The sequence below is a fragment of the Microcoleus sp. T3_A4 genome (assembly GCF_036700465.1).
Classification (GTDB): Bacteria; Cyanobacteriota; Cyanobacteriia; order Cyanobacteriales; family Microcoleaceae; genus Microcoleus.
The window spans coordinates 49,115-65,744 of sequence record NZ_JAUBOY010000013.1 but is presented as its reverse complement, the minus strand read 5'-3'; the positions used below and the strand labels follow the sequence as shown (position 1 = coordinate 65,744).

The window sequence follows — 16,630 nt, the reverse complement described above, 5'->3', positions numbered from 1 at the left end:
ATTTGAGATTGGGAGTTTTTAGGCCATATTCTCTAACGTACAAACAAAATAAAACTTAAAAAGATTAGATTCGAGCGAACTGCCAGGGCGATATTGTGCGTGTAAATCAGCAGTCGAAAAGTTTTCAATAACTTTGAGATTGAGTTCGTCAGCCAAAGTGGCAATGTTTTCAAACCCAGTAATCCACGGTGCATACATACTTTCGTATTTATCTATGTAATCATTGATATCTTGGTAGCCCGTCGTTCTCAAAATCACCTTTTCCGACATATAATCAAAGGACAATCGAAAACTCTTCACATTGTCGCGAATTTGTTCTAATACAAATATTACATCTTTTTTGTCAAGCAAGGTAGTGTTGCCTTCCCACAAAAAATATGTCTGTCGATCGCAATCAAATTCACTCTGTTTCAGCAAGGAGATTAAACCGTCTTTTACGTAATCGCCTGGAAGGTAGCAAACATTAGCAGTAATTTTGTTAGCTTTGAGAGTTTCTTCTTTTAATTGAAGAGTCGCGCGATCGTCTATTTCAAAATAAATCACTTTTTCTCCATTAATTCTAGCAGCACGAGTATCCAAACCCGAACCTAAAATAACTACTTGTTTGCAACCTCCTAAAATTTGATTGGACAAAACATCATCAAAATATTTAGTCCGCAACTTAACCATTTCTTTAGCTGCAGGAGAGTTTTGAGCTATTTGGCTAGCTACTTTTTTTGTTTCCTCATTCAGCCAGATTTTTACTACATGATCAGTGTAGAGAGGAATTGCCTCTTCATTCTCTTCTGCTCTAAATTCCGCAACGATAAAAGCAGTAGCAGTTACATTTCTCATGGCTAATCTTTCATCCTTACTAAGTAGTCGGTTACAAATAAACATTAGATGGGGAGGGGAGTTTTACACTCATAAACTCCCTTGCATCCTAGATTCTTAGCTAAACCGACATACAAAATACTATGGTTTTTGCCCTTACCTATTTATTGACTTCTCGAATCTGCTAAAGACTCATTGCTCGCTTCAGCATCCGAATGCAGTTCAGCTTGGTGTATCTTATCAGGAATCAGCCCCTCTGGCCGCACGAGCATCATGACAACCAGAGTTAAGCCGAATAGAAATAAGCGCATTTGAATCGGGTCTAAACTGGTTGCCAGAAAGTCTCGCAACTGGGGAATTGCAATCCTGGGGAGTACAAAAGTATTCAGAAAACCCTTGAGGACTTGCGCTAATTGTGGCAGATAAAGTCGATCGGCAGACATGATAATGATCGCGCCCAAAATCACCCCCGTCATATTCCCCAAACCGCCTAAAATCACCATACACAGGATGATTACCGACACCGAGAAGTCGAAAACGCTGGGGAAAATCGCGCTGATATAGGCGGCGTAAAATGCCCCTGCAAAGCCAGAAAACGTCGCTCCCATCGCAAAAGCCGAAAGTTTGGTTTTGACCAGGTTAATCCCCATCGCACTAGCGGCTAATTCATCTTCGCGCATGGCATTCCACGCCCTGCCCAAGCGGGAATCTCGCAGCCGCGAAATCATGAAGTAAGCGAAGACAACTAGCAGCAAAATTAGGTAGTACCAAGGAAAGTAGTTGCCGGTGCTGAAAGTGCCGACAATGGGGAGAGATGGACGCCCGATCGGGTTTATTCCCGCTTCGCCGCCGGTGAGGTTAAAAGGTCGATCGCACCCAACCAGACACAGCACCAACTCGGGTTTCCCCAACAGGGAAGCAACAATCTTCGAGACTGGTTCATCAATCCGAATCGCCGTTAAATTCCTAAAGACAACCGGGATAATTTCGCCAAAACCGAGGGTAACAATTGCCAAATAATCGCCCTTGAGCCGCAGTGTCGGAATACCCAGGATTACGCCCGCGATCGCAGCTACACCAGCCGCGATCGGCAGTACCACCCAAAAGTTCCAAGCAATATTTAACTGCCCAGAAGATAGCAAAGCCGTCGTGTAAGCGCCGATCGCAAAAAACGCCGCATATCCCAAATCCAACAAACCCGCAAAACCCACAGTAATATTCAAACCCAGCGCCAACATAATAAAGATTTGAATCTGTACTACAGTAGCAATCCAGCCAGTCTGAGCCTGAATGTCGATAAACGGAAACAGAATTAGAATAAAAGCTAATGTCACCAAAGTTGCCAGCCGCTGGCGTTCCCCCTGCAAACCCTGCAAAGCACCCATTAACGTAGCTGTCAAAATTGCGATCGTCAAACTGCAAATCCCGTACAGCAGCGTAGTCGGCAAAGCCACAGCCGATTGCCCAGAAAAAGGTCTAATCAAAACCCCTTCTACCACACTTGCAATTAATAGCCAAACTCCCAATCCTAATCCCGCTAAACTGCCGATAGTCGCACCCATTTTCGGGCTGTAAACCTTCTGCTCCCGACAGCTAATAAAGCCCGCCGCCGTACCCATCAGCCAGCCGATCACTGTGCCACTCCAACCGCCGAATAACAAAACAGTCAAAGAGGCGATCGCCCCTAAAATACCAGTCGATTTAATTGCTTTAATTATTTTTTTTGACATAGGAAGAAGTTATGAGTCATTAGTCAGTACTTAGAGGAAAGAATGCTAGGAATCGCAGTTTATAGATGCGACTGACGCGAGCCGTGCCAAATTCTGCCTCAATGAATGTGATCGACTGCTTATCGTGGAAACAGTCGATCGGGCTAGCTACAGTTTAGAGTCTTTTGAGTTCGATTATTGCACCAAAAGTGACGAAACTTCAAATATACTGGAACTGTTACCCCAACACACTTCAAACGGGCGATCTCTATATGGTACAAGCACCTCAAAAAACTATCACCCTCGACGAGTTTTTGCAACTCCCAGAAACCAAACCCGCGAGCGAATACATCAAAGGTGCGATCGTCCAAAAACCTATGCCACAAGGAAAACACAGCAAACTACAAGGCAGACTCGTAACAGTCATCAACGACATCGCAGAGAAACCGCAAATTGCCCTAGCCCTACCAGAACTTCGCTGCACCTTTGGCGGACGTTCTATTGTCCCCGATGTCGCGATTTTTGTTTGGAATCGCATTCCGCTAGACGCTGACGGCGAAATTGCCAATACATTTAATGCTCACCCAGACTGGACAATAGAAATATTGTCCCCAGCCCAAAGCCAAACCAAAGTCACAAACAATATTTTGCACTGTTTGAATGCCGGTTGTCAGATGGGTTGGTTGCTCGATCCCGATGAAAAAAACATTTTAGCCTATCCCGCAAGCCAGCAGCCGATTTCATTGCAAGAACCAACAGATATACTTCCGATGCCCAAGTTTATGCCGGAAATGCAGTTAACTTTAGGCGAAGTTTTTGGCTGGCTAAAACCAGGTAATATTTAATTGGGTGTACAGTATTCCACTCAATTGAGTAGGGCTATGTTCTACTGGGCAATAAAAGTTCAATGGTGCCCATCGCCCCATTAAGTATTTTTTCAGTAGTAGGAAGATGACGGCGAACGCTAACTATTTTTTCTCCTTAACATATAATAGTTTAAGGTAGCGTTGCTGAATAGAGGTATCATAAGTGCGTTCAACGGATGTTTTGGCTACCCCATTTGCCTCGCTTTCTGAGCAATTGGAAGGATGCTCTCGATAGGGAACCGGAACATCTTATAACTTAAAATACCGACGGTTAGAGCGTCTATCCAGGATTTATTCCCCCCGGATCTCAGATTGTCGGCAAAACTTACATAACAAGGGTGGAAGGGGAGAACACCCGGTTACCACACTATCTGGCAAGACTGCATCGCCAGACGCCTTGTTACTCTAAATCAGTACAAATGCTGACATACTTAATTCGCTTGCTATTGGATGCACTATTTCAAGTTGCGAGATGCGCCCCTTCATATCTGATCCATACCTAATTTCAGCAACGCGTTTTTTCGCTCTTTCCCTAGGCTTGATCATATCTAATTTCAGTAAGGCCGGTTTTCTCTAACTGCGATCGCTTGGGGAGAATCCTTCAGATACATGATAAAACTGTTGACTCTTCCTATTTCTCTTTGGCACTTATAAATAGGAATTTTCAAGTACAACTCGATATCAGACAATAAAAAAATTACGCAGGAGAGAACCTGCAACCTTTTGGGGGAGCAGGCTGTGAAGGCTCCCCCTCTTTGCTGGTTAGCGTACTCCACTTGACCAAGATATCTTCCAAGGTGTAAGGTTAGTTATCTAGCGCTGCCCTTGTCTAGGTTCCACTACCTTACTGCGTAGCTTTACAGGTCAGATATTTTTTATATCATCAGAGCCAAGATGAAAATTCCAATTTATAGGAACACCACTTATCTCCTGATATCAATTATGGTAGTGGCTGCTATTGTGCGATTGATTCATATCAATCAGCCATTTATTGATAGCTTTAGTTGGCGTCAGTCAAGCACAGCCATGATGGCCGAAAATTTCTATCGCAGAAATGGGAATATCTTCTACCCTGAAGTTAGCTGGGATGGGCCAGGGCCTAGCTATAATGGACGCGAATTTCAAACAGTTACTTATATTACAGCCCTTCTCTATACTGTATTGGGACAGCATGATTGGGTGGGACGCAGCGTCGTTGTCCTGTTTAGCTTGTGGGGAATATTTGCCTTCTATCAGTTAGTTTCTCGTATTTGGGATCGGGATCGCGCTCTTATGAGTGCTGCAATTATCGCAATTTTTCCAGGAAATATATGTCTGGATCGGTCTTTCCTTCCAGACGCGGCAATGGTTGCATTAGTTGTCACAAGTTTCTGGATGCTGATTGCTTACCTACAAACTGACCGCTGGCACTATTTATTGCTTGCCAGCCTGTTTGCAATTTGGGGCTTTTTAACCAAACTACCAGGTTTAATCATTGGCATTCCGATGCTCTATACAATATTTGTTGTCCTGGGTCATCGAGGATTACTGCGCCCGAAAAAGCTGATATTAATTGGAGTAGCTGCCATTTCCATCCTCCTGCCAGTAGCTGCCTATTATTTGTGGGCGAGGCATATTTCTCTCACCTATCCGCCTTACCACTTTGCTGGTAGCGGGAACTGGCTCTGGGATCCTGCTTCACGTGAATGGTGGCAAAAAAAATATTTCTTTCCTCAACTATATAATCATATTTATAACTGGCTTTGGACATATCCCATTATGATCCTTGTTGCTATTGGTTTGTTCCTTCCTCCTAATTATAAACTTCCTACCCAGGAATCTGAGGAGCAGTCAAGTAATGTAGCTGTACCAGTACCAGCGATGTTTCATTGGTGGATACTTGCTTTTGCCATTTATTACTTCATTGGTGCTCAAGAACTCGTCCTAAATCCCTCTAACTTAAATATTATCAACCCAGCCGCCGCAGCTCTAGCAGGAAATGGTTTGATAGCACTTGCTTCATTCGCCAAGCGAGTCGGAGGTTCATCTTCAGCATTAGCACTCATAACGGCAATACTACTAATCATTTCTGGAATAGGTTATACACAGTTAAACCTATGGTGCTATTATCCTTGGGCAAAAGAGGGTTACGAACTAGGGATAGCTTTGCAGCAAATAACTCAACCAAGTGACCTTGTTGTTACTCTAGCTAATGCTGGAGGTGGCGATCCCGTCGCTATCTATTATAGTCGCCGACGTGGCTGGGTTTTTCCTCCTGCTATTTATCGGGCTTTCCCTCCTTCGAGTCCTCAAGAGAGCATGAGAAAGAATAGTATTTATTGGAAATATCCCATAACAGATGATAATTTAATTGCCATCTTGGAAGATTTGATTACCAAGGGAGCAGATTGGATGGGAATTGTTAAATATAACAATAATCAAATTGCAAAAGATAACCCTAAATTAGTTGCATACATTCAAAAAACATTGGAACTCTATCAAGAAACACCCAACAGGGTTATTTATCGAATTCCTCCCAAACTTAAAACAACCAAGCGCTAGAACCATGAGACTTTGGGGGCTTCTTTGTCGGGAGTAGATTGTTGAGATGGCATGAGTGAGTGGGGCACTGGACAATCCATATAAGCGGTTGTGCATTTAAACTGTGATACAAGCATTACCCCTGATGGGGTGACAACAAGAGTCAAAACCTTGATAGAATCAAGGACATAGCCATCATACCCCTCTGAAAAATCGTAGTTTATTGCGCCTAATTCCGATTAATGAGCGTAATAATGTCTTGACTTGCCTTCCCTGCCAACTCCCTCCGCTTCGCGGAACCCAACACTGACCATATAATCCAATTCAAAAACTACTAGGGCGACGTGTCGATCGCCCGTATTCAGTTAACTTAGCCACATATTTTAGAATTCCCATTGCCTTGATTTTTTGACCTTGAATCACAGCACAACTTTAAGCAATGCCTATCAATAATATCAAATTGCTGACGGGTTGAGAACCCCGTCAGGGCGCGGCAGTTAAAAAATGGTGTAATTTGTGGTAAATTACTCGCCAAGGCGTTTGTCGCCATCTGCGAGAGGTTTTTTCGCTCCCGATCTCCCAATAATCCGCCTAAATAGTTCCTCAACTCCCGTTTTTGGGCTTGATGACCAAAGATATCGTCAAATCTTTGACACCATTTATCAAAGCAGGGGGGCATCGCGGCGGGGGTCGTCTCTTTCATTGCTCATTCTTTAAGGTTATATGCTTGCTCTTCAAGCATTAGAACTCATTTAGCTCGTATTTTTTGTTTAAGTCCCGATAAGTATCTCTTGCCATTATTTAAACCCAGCAATTTCAAACCTTTTCCTGAACATTCTCGCCCAACAAACCCCCAGGCCGAAAAGCCAAAATCACCACCAAAACCCCAAACACCCAAGCATTAGTCCAGCGACTCGACAAATACTGATCGCTCAAAGATGACAGCAACCCAATCAAAACCCCTCCTAACATCGCCCCCACAATATTGCCAATTCCCCCCAAAACCGCCGCCGTAAAAGCCCTCAAACCCGCCGTAAACCCCATCGTAAACACAATAGTATTGTTGTACAAACCAACCAAAATTCCCGCCGAACCCGCCAAAGCTCCACCAATCAAAAAAGTCAGAGCAATAATCTGATCTACATTAATCCCCATAATTTTAGCAGCATCGCGGCTTTGAGCCGTTGCCCGCATCGCCTTTCCCAGACGAGTGTACTGGACAAAAACATGAAGCAAAACCATCAATACCACAGCCACCACCAACACAATTAAATCTTTCGTAGTAAATACAATACTCGTTTGAATTCCCAAAAACTTTAGAATATCAACTCGCGGCAACAAATCGGGAAAGCTTTTCGGAGCCGCCGAATTAGAACCCATCACTGGAATAAAAGCTTTCAATCCTCCCCAAAACAGACCCATATTTTGGAAAATAAAAGAAACTCCAATCGCTGAAATTAAAGGAGCCAAACGGGGAGCATTTCGCAAAGGCCGATAAGCGTACTTTTCCACAACAATATTGAGTCCAGCACAAAATACCGAACATACAATTAAAGCAACTAACATCACCGGTATAGCAATAGCCAAAGGTGCGCCATCTTGCATCCCAAAAGCCCCGAACACGGTTAGGGAAGCAAAAGCACCCAACATATACAAATCGCCGTGAGCAAAATTGATTAACTCAATAATGCCATAAACCATAGTGTAGCCCAAAGCAATAATTGCAATCAGCGCGCCGTTGACCAGACCAACTAATAATTGTTGGATAAAAACTTCAGGATTGCTGACTATTTCTCCAACAATTTTTGGCAGGTCAAATCCTGCGATCGGCCCTAATAGCAAAACTATATAAAATACACCTAGATATAAGAAAATACTTTTCCAGTTCTTCATGTTTTTGAGTAATTGGGAATTGGGCATTGGCCATTAGGAACATTCATTCTACTCGTTTCTAGGCAGATATTAGAAACGCGGATTCGGAGGCTCTACCTCCAATTTTTCGGATCGGAAAGCCCAGCAGACCAAGAGTTACATTGGTTCCTAAGCAGAGCCTAGGAACCAGTTAAAATCACTACTGACAACAGTCAACTGACAACTGACAACTGACTAATTATTCCGTCTTGAGCGCATTCACGAACTCCCACTTGCCACCTTTAACAACATTTCCTGACATTGTAGTCAAGCTCGTGTCGCCGTTGGTGTCAAAACTCCAAGTGCCGAGTACCCCGTTAAAATCTTTAGTTGCCAAGACAGCTTCGCGGATAGCAGCACGGTCATTTTTGCAAACTTTATTAATTGCGCCGATCGCAACTTTAGCAGCTTCATAGGCGTAAGCTGCATAAGCTTCCGGTTCAGCATTATATTTTGCCTTGTAACTTGTGTACCACTTCGCACCCGCACCAGTCAATTCTTGAGGAGGCAAGCCACCAAAAGTAGCGTAAACTCCTTCGGCATCTTTGCCTGCCGCGTCAATTAAAGCTTGCTCTTTAATGCCGTCGGGCCCCATGAACTTAACTGCATCAGGCGTCATTCCGACATTTCTCATGTCTTTAATTATTTGTCCCGCATTGCTTTGAGTAGTGCCTCCAAGGTAAATCATGTCGGGATTTAAAGCTTTGATTTTATTCATTAACGCCTTATAGTCGCTAGCTTTAATATCAATTCCCTCTCTTCCGAGGACTTGAATTCCCAACTTTTTAGAAGTTGCTTCAAAAACATCAGCGATGCCTTTGCCGTAGAGTTCTTGGTCGTCGAGAATGTAGACTTTTTGCACGCCCAAAGACTTCGCCCAGTTGCCAGCTACAGCACCTTGAAGGTCGTCAGCGGGGACAACGCGGGTGAAATTCCGAGTACCAGCGGGATAATAAACGTTGGGTTCTTTGGCTTCGCCTTTTCCTGGTTTAGTCAGTCCCGGATAAGTGTTAGCCGGACTGATCATGACGATGTTAGCTTGGTTGAGCACTGGAATGGAAAGTTTGGCTGCACCGGAGTTATAGTGACCGATGACGGCAACTACCGAACCGTCAGCCACGGCTTTGTTGGAGTTTGACGTTACTTGGGCTGGGTCCCATTTGCCGGCGGCGGCGGTGGCGTCATCATAAACTTCGTATTGGATTTGGATTTTGCCGTCGCAAGCTTTCGAGTTGGTTTCGGCGAGGGCTTGTTGGATGCCGTTGACCATTGTTTGAGCTTGACCCAGGGCGCTGCCTGTCATGGGCAGCATGGAGACAATTTTGACAGTATTTGGGTCGCCGGGGCTGCTGACTGCGACGGGAGTGGCTGCGGGACTGCTTCCGGGGCTGCCTCCGGGAGTTGTGGCGGTGGGTGCTTCAGGATTTTGACAGCTAGCGCACAGAGAGGCTATTCCGGCGGCAAAAAGTAATTTCCGTAATCCTGCGGCGGTGAGATTCTGTGTTGAGTTGATTTTTGGGGGTGTGGCACTTTTGCCGCCTGACTTCTGGGAAAAGTTCATAGGTTGGTTTGTTTGTTGCTTGCGTTTTTGCATATTTTTCACTCTAGTCAGTATGTAGTCAAGAGTTAGCACAAGTTTAAAAAATTTGTGTCAACTCTCAAAGATACACTGCTGCCGCAAGAAGTTCGGGACTTGGGCCATATGTGATATCAATGTCGGCGATATCCAAAGTTTAGACTTGAAAAATGTCTTATTCGCCTGGTTCTGCGTGGTATTGTGCGATCGCAGTTTGGATTTCCTCGGCCGAGACGTTTGCTTGTTCTGATTTCGAGTAAATCAGGTGTAAAACAACCTGAGTCGGTGATTCAACTTGATAAATCAAACGATAGCCACCGCTCTTACCAACTTGGGCATCGCTGTTTTTAGTCCGGACTTTGTAAACGGTGTATGGGGTGCCTGTAATCTGGTTTCCGATGAAGTTTCCTTGGATAATCTGAATCGAGGACGGGCTTAACATCGGTTTGAATTTGGCGATACTTTTTAGCGAGTCCTTTGAGGCGACATTTGAAGAGTGCGGTGAATTTGAGTTGGACTGGCATATCAGACATTGATGCCGTCCCAGAGCTCATCGATGGGGAAGGTTTGTCCCGCTTTGGCTTGGTGGAGGGAGGCTTTCAGGTCAGCGAGGATTTTGTCGTTGGAGTCGGTGTCTGAGTCAAAATCCGAGTCGAAGTCTGGGGCGAGGGCGGTCTGTGTCCGACTGGTCAAAAATTCCAGGAATGTCAGGGTTTGCTCTAAAAGCGATTCAGGAGTCCGTTCGATCGCTTCTAGAAGGCGTTGTTTTATCGGCGACATAAGATGACCTCTCAATCTAGCTCCTCTCATCTTATCAGTAAGTCTAGTAAATTTTGTTTGCATCGAAAACTTAAATGTGTCTGGGATGCTCAAGTGTGGTAAATTAGCGGCTGCTATAGCAATGCTTGGATTCTCTGAATTTTGTAGTCTGAGGTTGACTCGCCCATGATTGAGTTACAAGCGGATTTACAATATCTAGTGAGCGATCGCCTAAAAGTTTCTTTAGATGCGATCGCGCAATTTTGCCAGCGCTGGAACATTGTCGAGTTTGCCCTGTTTGGATCGGTGCTGCGGGATGATTTTCGCCCTGATAGCGATGTGGATGTATTAGTTACTTACGAGCCCTCGCACCGCCTCACGCTGTCTCATTTATTGAGTATGCAGGAAGAGATAGAGGATTTATTTCACCGTTCTATAGATTTGGTGGAAAACAAGCAGTTAAAAAATCCCTATCGGCGATCGAACATTTTGAAAACGCATCGAGTGATTTATGCCAGCGAACGATCGGGATAGCGCTTCACTTTGGGACATGGCGCAAGCAATCCGTCGGATTCAACAGTTTACTGCTGATGCTTCTTACGACACTTACCTGGAAAGTGTTTTTATGCAAAGTGCCGTAGAGCGGCAGTTGGGGATTTTGGGCGAAGCAGCTCGCAGAGTTTTGATCGAGTTTCAGCAGTTTCATCCCGAAATTGATTGGCGAAATGCGATTAACTTACACAATATTTTAGTTCACCGTTATGACCAAAGTCCAGGAGCTTCTAGCGAACGAGAAAATCACCTACGACCAAAGCATCTACACACCGATAGTCACATTGTGGGTGATGATATCCCAGGTACTCGCTCCCGACAAAAGTTTGAGTGGGGCCGTGAAGCGGATGAGTACGTGGCTCAGTGCCGCCGGAGTCCAGCCTCCTTCTTCTGATACCGGGGCATACAGTAAAGCTCGTCAGCGACTACCAGATAAACTCGTTCAACAGTTAGTACCCATAGTCGCAGAGGAAGAGAGAAAAGCAAGTTCCCATAGAACAACAATGGTGTGGACGACGGGTGCGGGTACTAGATGGGACAAAAGTGTTGATGAATCATACTGCTGCTAATCAAGCCGAGTATCCGCAACACAGCAATCAAAAAGCTGGGTGTGGATGAACCATCGCTAAAATAGTGGTACTCTTTTGATTGCTCACGCTTGGCTGTGGTATCCGCTGGCATAGCTGACGCAGGTGAGCAGTGAGATTGTGATCAGCCGTTTGATTTATGCAAATTTAGTTCCCGACGATGTGATATTGCCAGAGCAAGCTTAGGGTAATTATGTCGATTTATTTGTGGTGAAACAGCCAGGAGAATATGCTGTTTGCCGTAAAAATCATTTCCGTAAAACTGACTTAAGGGCGGGGAAAAAAGTTGGAAATTGGCGCTCAAAAAGTCGTCGGGAATCAGCCCCAACATTGTCCCAACCCACATGACTTTGGAGGAATTCGAGGCATTGCCGTCTAGTTTCATCGTCCGGAAAGTATGGCGAATTAAGCGCCCTGGCTTCAGAGCTGAGCCTATCATTGTAGTGACAATATTGGTGGATACCAAACGCTATACTGTTGAAAAGTTGAATTGTTTATCTGGGTTTCGTTTGTCGGCAGCAGCAGTTAATTGACCCTATCTCAAAACTACGTTAAAAATGGAGATTTTAACAGCTAAAACTCCGGTGATGGTGAGAAAAGAAATCTGGACATACTGATTAGCTTACACTTGATTACGTGCCATTATGTGGCAGGCTGTATCTTTGTCAGAAAATACAGTTTTTCAACTCTCATTCCAATCAACTTTCGCAGCAGTTTAATCTGTTATTGATGCTGTTGGCAACTACAGGAAAACGCCAACAGCGACAATGGCGTCAATTACTTTTGGAACAGGTGGCAACTAATTTACTCACGATTCAACCTGAGCGTTCTGAATCTAGTGTTTGGAAACCCAGGCCGAAACCGTATCCTCGAATGCAGGAACCTCCCTCTGTCTTGAAAGCTAAACGGAGGGCGTGATTAAGCCTTTTTCTGTGCCATTGGACTTTAGTCATGATAAAAATCTGAAGACCCAAGTCCTCACTACAAACCCCTTGATTAGAGGTAATTGACCTGAAAGGATATTATCTGTCTTTAGATAGATGTCAAAGAGTAGGAAAATGTAAAGTTTTCAATAAAAAGAGAAATTTATCAGTCTTGAGGAAGACTCACTAAATGTATGGGAGATTGCAGCAATTTCTCGCAAACTATAACCAAAGATAGTTTGTTAATGAGTTAGCTTACACTTATTATTTAAACATAAGCCAAAGACCTTTTTGAAAAGATAACTCAGGAATAAATCATGACTAATCGCCAACCAATACCCCCCAAAAAAGAAGTTAGCAAATCAACACCTGCCGACGAACAAATCGAAGCCAATATGGAAGCCCCCCACTACGACAGGGGCATTACTCCTGCTGAGACAGCAGCGCGGCAAGAACGGGAAGGTGCTAACTTCATGCACACAACCACCGAAGGGAAGCAGAAGAGTGCAAAAACTGATGACCAAACCGATGACGAAAGCATTCACACTACAGATGGTTATACAGTAGACAAAGAAGGTCTAGTTAACAATTACGCGATAGAACCGGAAATGTACATCAACGAACCGGGCGATTTGAGAGCAAAAGAAGAAGCCGAAGCTGAAGAACGCGCTCGAATTCTCGCAGAAATCAAAGATAAAAAAGGCGAAGAAGGAAAACTGACAATGGATGCAGACACCCGCGGCAAAGGGCCGGGCATTATCTAGATTGTGTGCTTGGTAGTTGCATTTGGGCGCGCGAGGTTGCAACGGCAAAGCACAGGGGCGGGTTTTTATAGTTCCGGCAATTATCGATCGATATTTCCGGTACGACCCGCCCCTATTTCGTTTTGCACATCTGTTTTTTGAGTTGAGAAGTTACATCGTACATCTCTCAATGACCGTATCAATCGGCAAGTTTTCAGACCCAGCTTAAAAACGCCTTAAAATTGCTTAAGCTTTAACATTTTCCCTCAGCCAATTAAACTTAGCCTCAGCTAGCGCCAAATTTTCCATAACGTTAGGATTGATATCCTCTCGTTCAAATTCTGGTTGATCTAATTCTATATTGCGACCATATTCTATATGTCGGATCGTACCGCGCATTCTGTCTGCCAGACACAGTGAAATTCCATAATAAAACCGGGATGCAAAGCCCATATCGTTTTGAAGTTTGATGACTAACTGCCGCCTAGGAATTGCCAGCAAGTGAGTTTCTTCTATTGCCTTCACCGTTGCCAAAGGAGGGCGAGCATCAATGAAAGAGACTTCTCCCACCAGTTCTCCGCTGGCTATTTTAGCGAGTTCTCTAGTCCGCTCAGCCTCGATTAAAACGCTCAAACTCCCATTCAAAACAATGTAGAGCGCATCTATCTGTCTCCCTTCATAGATCAAAATCCCGCCCGGATCTAGAACTTCCTTTTTGCCTTTTTGGACGATCCAGTTGATATCGTCATTATTTAACTGGCTCAAAATAAAAAGTGCTTTTTTTCTGCTGCTGTCGGCCATAAGTTTTAGCTCTCGATCGCTTCTTATTTATATAAAATTTAGATGACGCGCGAGCGCAACTTCTTCCGAAGCAGTCCTCGCTTAATACATTTTTTTTATCCTGCCTAACTTCTTCGCAAAACCCATATTGGGCAGGCTTTGCCAATAGCAGATGAATCACGCTGAAACATAATCTCTCAATACTAGCATTTGTTAAACAATCTTTTTTAACTCGATCGACCTCCCCAACATCCCGCGAAATTCCCGTCTCAAAAGCAATGGGGTTAACCCGCCCAGCTTGGCTCCAGGATGGGGCGCGGCAGACAATGCTCCGCGCCCAGTCTTGCTCACTAAATCGATCGCAAATCAGGATAGCCGGCCAACATATCGTCAGCAGTCAGAGTGTCCCCGTTGGCTTGAGGAGTCCACAGCACCTCAACCGCCAGCAACTGCTCGCTCGATACTCCCCCAATCTGACGCAAAGCTTGGCGCAAATCTTCAGAGTTTTTCACTGCTGGCAATTGCAATTTACCTTGAGTACCGACAATCACCGTCACCACAATAAATTCCCCAGGATCTGAATTCAAATCAGAAGCAACCAGCGCCCCATTTTCCTGCAAACCTGGCAGGATATTGCTGCTCCCTGCTTGCCGGAGCTGATTGTTATAATTCGAGAGCGTTTCTTCAGTAAATTTGCTGCGTTCTGCCAAAGAAAATTGATTAAACTTAGCTTCGGCTGCTTCCAAGCGAGTTTGCACAGATTCAGCGCCCGCGTAAGCCCAGTATTCAGGATGCCGCAGCAGCGCCAGAGTAGATTCTTGCAGCACTTGAGCGCGACCTGCTGCGGTATCGGTATCCGCTTTTAGCGCTAGGGAGTCGAGTTCGGTCTGCAAACCGCGGGCCTCTGCTAGCAAACCGACTTGCAAGCGGGCGACAGATACCGTGGTAGTGGAGGCGCTGTTGCCGAGTTCGTCAGTTCCGCCCCCGGCGCGGCGGAAGCTTTGGACGAGGAAATTAGCAATCGAGATAAAAATCAAAATCGAGAACAGGCCGCCAAACCCACCCCCAAAGCCAAAAAACGGCAGCAAGAACGGGAAACCGAAGCCACCTCCAAAGCCACCACCCGGATAGTAGCCCCCTCCCGACGGTGCGTAAGTGCGACTAGGAGACGAGTAACTGCGCGCCGGAGCTCCAAAAGATCCGCCCCCGATGCGTCCTCCGCTGCGGGCCGCCAGAGCTCCATCAGCGTTACCGAGGGCTAGCGTCAGTACCAGACCGATCGCAAATAGTGATTTCAAAAGCGGTTTGATCTTTGAAATTAGTTGCTTGTACATAAGACCGTTACTATTCGATACATTTATAATTTACAGTCTATCCTCGCTTCTGGGCAGCCTGGTTATAGGTATGAAGCCAGCGAGATATCCGTACCAACCCATCCAACCACAGTTAGGCCTGAGTCTGCAAACGAGAAACCCTAGAAAGGACTGGCATTCCTGACTACGAACAATGGACATCGCGGGTTTTACAGAAGTTTACTTATGTAAAGGGCGATCGGCCAACAATAAGCTCTAGACTTTTAAAGAAACGCCGCGAGTCCTCAAAAACAGGGCTTTATCTACCGTAAAAAAAACATTATGTTTCCAACTCACCGCCCCCGCCGCCTCCGCAACCATCCCCAACTCCGCCGGATGGTACGCGAAAATATCTTGACAACCAGCGATTTAATTTACCCCCTATTTGCTGTACCGGGGGAAGCTTTTGCTAAAGAAGTCACATCGATGCCGGGAGTTTACCAGCTATCGGTAGACAAAATAGTAGAAGAAGCAAAAGAAGTCTACGACCTCGGCATTCCCGCGATTATTTTATTCGGCATTCCCGCAGATAAAGATACAGACGCAACAGGTGCTTGGCACGATTGTGGCATCGTCCAAAAAGCGACGGAAGCAGTTAAAAAAGCCGTACCAGATTTAATCGTCATGGTCGATACTTGTCTGTGCGAATATACCAGTCACGGTCACTGCGGCTATTTGGAAGTCGGAGATTTAAGCGGCCGCGTCTTGAACGATCCCACACTAGAATTGCTGAAGAAAACCGCAGTAGCTCAAGCTAAAGCCGGTGCAGATATTATCGCACCTTCGGGAATGATGGACGGTTTTGTCGGCGCAATTCGCGAAGGATTGGACAGTGCTGGATTTGAAGATATTCCCATCATGTCTTACGCGGCAAAATACGCCTCAGCTTATTATGGCCCGTTCCGGGATGCTGCAGATTCTGCTCCGCAATTTGGCGATCGGCGCACCTATCAAATGGACCCCGGAAACGGCCGCGAAGCTCTGAAAGAAATTGCTCTCGACATTGCCGAAGGCGCAGATATGCTCATGGTTAAACCGGCTTTAGCTTACATGGACATCATCTGGCGCGTGAAGGAAGCAACTAACCTGCCAGTTGCTGCTTACAACGTTTCTGGGGAATATGCGATGGTGAAAGCCGCCGCCCTCAACGGTTGGATAGATGAAGAAAGAGTAGTGATGGAAACTTTGACAGGATTCAAGCGTGCTGGTTGTGATTTGATTTTGACTTATCACGCCAAAGATGCCGCCCGCTGGCTGCAAAACTGATTCACTTGATTAGAGATTAGAGATTAGAGATTTGACTCCACCGCACAATCTTCGGGTGTTTTCGTGGAGTCAATACCTCTATCGATAGATGGTTTTTGAGCAATTAGGCAAGACACTAGCTATAGCTTACGCTTACCGATACACGACGCATTGAAACCGGGTTTTTACCGTTTCAGTGGGCTGTAACTGAGATATGGCACCATTCTCAGGAACAGGCTTTCCCGCCTGTTCCCCAAGAAAATTCACTCTTTGTGGAACAGGCCGGAAAGCCTG

Annotated in this window: 16 protein-coding genes and 2 pseudogenes; 8 read left to right on the top strand and 10 right to left on the bottom strand. The window is 45.3% G+C overall.

The annotated features are described in order from the left end of the window. Positions 1 to 18: 18 nt before the first annotated feature. Positions 19 to 834 (bottom strand): SAM-dependent methyltransferase, encoded by an 816-nt coding sequence (locus QUA07_RS09625; RefSeq protein ID WP_333324470.1) that lies wholly within the window; start codon positions 832 to 834, stop codon positions 19 to 21. 143 nt (positions 835 to 977) lie between these two features. Next, positions 978 to 2,543 carry an ABC transporter permease subunit gene (locus QUA07_RS09620; protein WP_333324468.1) on the bottom strand — a complete coding sequence of 522 codons (1,566 nt, stop codon included), beginning with the start codon at positions 2,541 to 2,543 and terminating at the stop codon, positions 978 to 980. A gap of 251 nt (positions 2,544 to 2,794) precedes the next feature. On the opposite strand from QUA07_RS09620, the gene QUA07_RS09615 reads away from it, so the two are divergent. The 3 genes and pseudogenes from QUA07_RS09615 to QUA07_RS09605 all read left to right on the top strand — a co-directional run bounded on the left by QUA07_RS09615 (position 2,795) and on the right by QUA07_RS09605 (position 5,929). Further along, complete coding sequence (locus QUA07_RS09615) at positions 2,795 to 3,367, top strand: Uma2 family endonuclease (RefSeq protein WP_333324466.1); 573 nt, start codon at positions 2,795 to 2,797, stop codon at positions 3,365 to 3,367. Positions 3,368 to 3,666: 299 nt separating this feature from the next. Then, a pseudogene (locus tag QUA07_RS09610) lies at positions 3,667 to 3,891 on the top strand (IS1 family transposase); the annotation flags it as partial. Between the two features lie 391 nt (positions 3,892 to 4,282). Beyond that, the gene (locus QUA07_RS09605; protein ID WP_333324464.1) at positions 4,283 to 5,929 is read left to right on the top strand and encodes a glycosyltransferase family 39 protein; all 1,647 of its coding nucleotides are present in this window, start codon (positions 4,283 to 4,285) and stop codon (positions 5,927 to 5,929) included. A gap of 465 nt (positions 5,930 to 6,394) precedes the next feature. On the opposite strand, the pseudogene QUA07_RS09600 reads toward QUA07_RS09605, so the two are convergent. From QUA07_RS09600 to QUA07_RS09580, 5 genes and pseudogenes are all read right to left on the bottom strand, one after another. Continuing rightward, positions 6,395 to 6,611: pseudogene (locus QUA07_RS09600) on the bottom strand (transposase); the annotation flags it as partial. A gap of 113 nt (positions 6,612 to 6,724) precedes the next feature. After that, complete coding sequence (locus tag QUA07_RS09595; RefSeq protein ID WP_333324462.1) at positions 6,725 to 7,801, bottom strand: branched-chain amino acid ABC transporter permease; 1,077 nt, start codon at positions 7,799 to 7,801, stop codon at positions 6,725 to 6,727. A 217-nt stretch (positions 7,802 to 8,018) separates the two neighbouring features. Then, entirely contained in the window at positions 8,019 to 9,380 is a 1,362-nt protein-coding gene (locus QUA07_RS09590; RefSeq protein ID WP_333086166.1) for a branched-chain amino acid ABC transporter substrate-binding protein, read from the bottom strand. 190 nt (positions 9,381 to 9,570) lie between these two features. Then, positions 9,571 to 9,837 (bottom strand): type II toxin-antitoxin system RelE/ParE family toxin, encoded by a 267-nt coding sequence (locus QUA07_RS09585; RefSeq protein WP_333324460.1) that lies wholly within the window; start codon positions 9,835 to 9,837, stop codon positions 9,571 to 9,573. Between the two features lie 83 nt (positions 9,838 to 9,920). After that, on the bottom strand, positions 9,921 to 10,175 hold the full coding sequence (locus QUA07_RS09580; RefSeq protein ID WP_333324458.1) for a hypothetical protein: 255 nt from the start codon (positions 10,173 to 10,175) through the stop codon (positions 9,921 to 9,923). Between the two features lie 165 nt (positions 10,176 to 10,340). On the opposite strand from QUA07_RS09580, the gene QUA07_RS09575 reads away from it, so the two are divergent. Genes QUA07_RS09575 through QUA07_RS09565 form a run of 3 tightly spaced genes read left to right on the top strand, consistent with a single transcriptional unit; the run spans position 10,341 to position 11,275 of the window. Beyond that, positions 10,341 to 10,688 carry a nucleotidyltransferase domain-containing protein gene (locus QUA07_RS09575; protein ID WP_333324456.1) on the top strand — a complete coding sequence of 116 codons (348 nt, stop codon included), beginning with the start codon at positions 10,341 to 10,343 and terminating at the stop codon, positions 10,686 to 10,688. Then, positions 10,666 to 11,100 (top strand): HepT-like ribonuclease domain-containing protein, encoded by a 435-nt coding sequence (locus tag QUA07_RS09570; protein ID WP_333324454.1) that lies wholly within the window; start codon positions 10,666 to 10,668, stop codon positions 11,098 to 11,100. Before QUA07_RS09575 ends, QUA07_RS09570 begins: the two co-directional genes overlap by 23 nt. After that, positions 11,054 to 11,275, top strand: coding sequence for a hypothetical protein (locus QUA07_RS09565; protein ID WP_333324452.1), 222 nt, complete (start codon positions 11,054 to 11,056; stop codon positions 11,273 to 11,275). The genes QUA07_RS09570 and QUA07_RS09565 overlap by 47 nt, the downstream gene beginning before the upstream one ends. 142 nt (positions 11,276 to 11,417) lie before the next feature. On the opposite strand, the gene QUA07_RS09560 is transcribed toward QUA07_RS09565, so the two are convergent. Then, the gene (locus QUA07_RS09560) at positions 11,418 to 11,732 is read right to left on the bottom strand and encodes a hypothetical protein (RefSeq protein WP_333324450.1); all 315 of its coding nucleotides are present in this window, start codon (positions 11,730 to 11,732) and stop codon (positions 11,418 to 11,420) included. A gap of 801 nt (positions 11,733 to 12,533) precedes the next feature. Between QUA07_RS09560 and QUA07_RS09555 the strand changes: the two genes are divergently transcribed. Beyond that, positions 12,534 to 12,980, top strand: coding sequence for a hypothetical protein (locus QUA07_RS09555; protein ID WP_333324447.1), 447 nt, complete (start codon positions 12,534 to 12,536; stop codon positions 12,978 to 12,980). Positions 12,981 to 13,205: 225 nt separating this feature from the next. Here QUA07_RS09555 and QUA07_RS09550 read toward each other — a convergent pair whose 3' ends face one another. Beyond that, entirely contained in the window at positions 13,206 to 13,760 is a 555-nt protein-coding gene (locus tag QUA07_RS09550) for a cyclic nucleotide-binding domain-containing protein (RefSeq protein ID WP_333324445.1), read from the bottom strand. A 329-nt stretch (positions 13,761 to 14,089) separates the two neighbouring features. Next, positions 14,090 to 15,073 (bottom strand): DUF1517 domain-containing protein, encoded by a 984-nt coding sequence (locus QUA07_RS09545; protein WP_333324444.1) that lies wholly within the window; start codon positions 15,071 to 15,073, stop codon positions 14,090 to 14,092. Positions 15,074 to 15,373: 300 nt separating this feature from the next. Between QUA07_RS09545 and hemB the strand changes: the two genes are divergently transcribed. Further along, on the top strand, positions 15,374 to 16,357 hold the full coding sequence (gene hemB / locus QUA07_RS09540; RefSeq protein WP_333324442.1) for a porphobilinogen synthase: 984 nt from the start codon (positions 15,374 to 15,376) through the stop codon (positions 16,355 to 16,357). The last annotated feature ends 273 nt before the right edge of the window (positions 16,358 to 16,630 follow it).

Bases quoted from the DNA above. Each gene is read 5' to 3' on its own strand.
- QUA07_RS09620 (WP_333324468.1), bottom strand. From the start codon at position 2,543: ATGTCAAAAAAAATAATTAAAGCAATTAAATCGACTGGTATTTTAGGG.
- QUA07_RS09575 (WP_333324456.1), top strand. From the start codon at position 10,341: ATGATTGAGTTACAAGCGGATTTACAATATCTAGTGAGCGATCGCCTA.
- QUA07_RS09550 (WP_333324445.1), bottom strand. From the start codon at position 13,760: ATGGCCGACAGCAGCAGAAAAAAAGCACTTTTTATTTTGAGCCAGTTA.
- hemB (WP_333324442.1), top strand. From the start codon at position 15,374: ATGTTTCCAACTCACCGCCCCCGCCGCCTCCGCAACCATCCCCAACTC.
- QUA07_RS09565 (WP_333324452.1), top strand. From the start codon at position 11,054: ATGAGTACGTGGCTCAGTGCCGCCGGAGTCCAGCCTCCTTCTTCTGAT.
- QUA07_RS09605 (WP_333324464.1), top strand. From the start codon at position 4,283: ATGAAAATTCCAATTTATAGGAACACCACTTATCTCCTGATATCAATT.
- QUA07_RS09590 (WP_333086166.1), bottom strand. From the start codon at position 9,380: ATGAACTTTTCCCAGAAGTCAGGCGGCAAAAGTGCCACACCCCCAAAA.
- QUA07_RS09545 (WP_333324444.1), bottom strand. From the start codon at position 15,073: ATGTACAAGCAACTAATTTCAAAGATCAAACCGCTTTTGAAATCACTA.
- QUA07_RS09585 (WP_333324460.1), bottom strand. From the start codon at position 9,837: ATGTTAAGCCCGTCCTCGATTCAGATTATCCAAGGAAACTTCATCGGA.
- QUA07_RS09570 (WP_333324454.1), top strand. From the start codon at position 10,666: ATGCCAGCGAACGATCGGGATAGCGCTTCACTTTGGGACATGGCGCAA.
- QUA07_RS09560 (WP_333324450.1), bottom strand. From the start codon at position 11,732: ATGATAGGCTCAGCTCTGAAGCCAGGGCGCTTAATTCGCCATACTTTC.
- QUA07_RS09555 (WP_333324447.1), top strand. From the start codon at position 12,534: ATGACTAATCGCCAACCAATACCCCCCAAAAAAGAAGTTAGCAAATCA.
- QUA07_RS09625 (WP_333324470.1), bottom strand. From the start codon at position 834: ATGAGAAATGTAACTGCTACTGCTTTTATCGTTGCGGAATTTAGAGCA.
- QUA07_RS09615 (WP_333324466.1), top strand. From the start codon at position 2,795: ATGGTACAAGCACCTCAAAAAACTATCACCCTCGACGAGTTTTTGCAA.
- QUA07_RS09595 (WP_333324462.1), bottom strand. From the start codon at position 7,801: ATGAAGAACTGGAAAAGTATTTTCTTATATCTAGGTGTATTTTATATA.
- QUA07_RS09580 (WP_333324458.1), bottom strand. From the start codon at position 10,175: ATGTCGCCGATAAAACAACGCCTTCTAGAAGCGATCGAACGGACTCCT.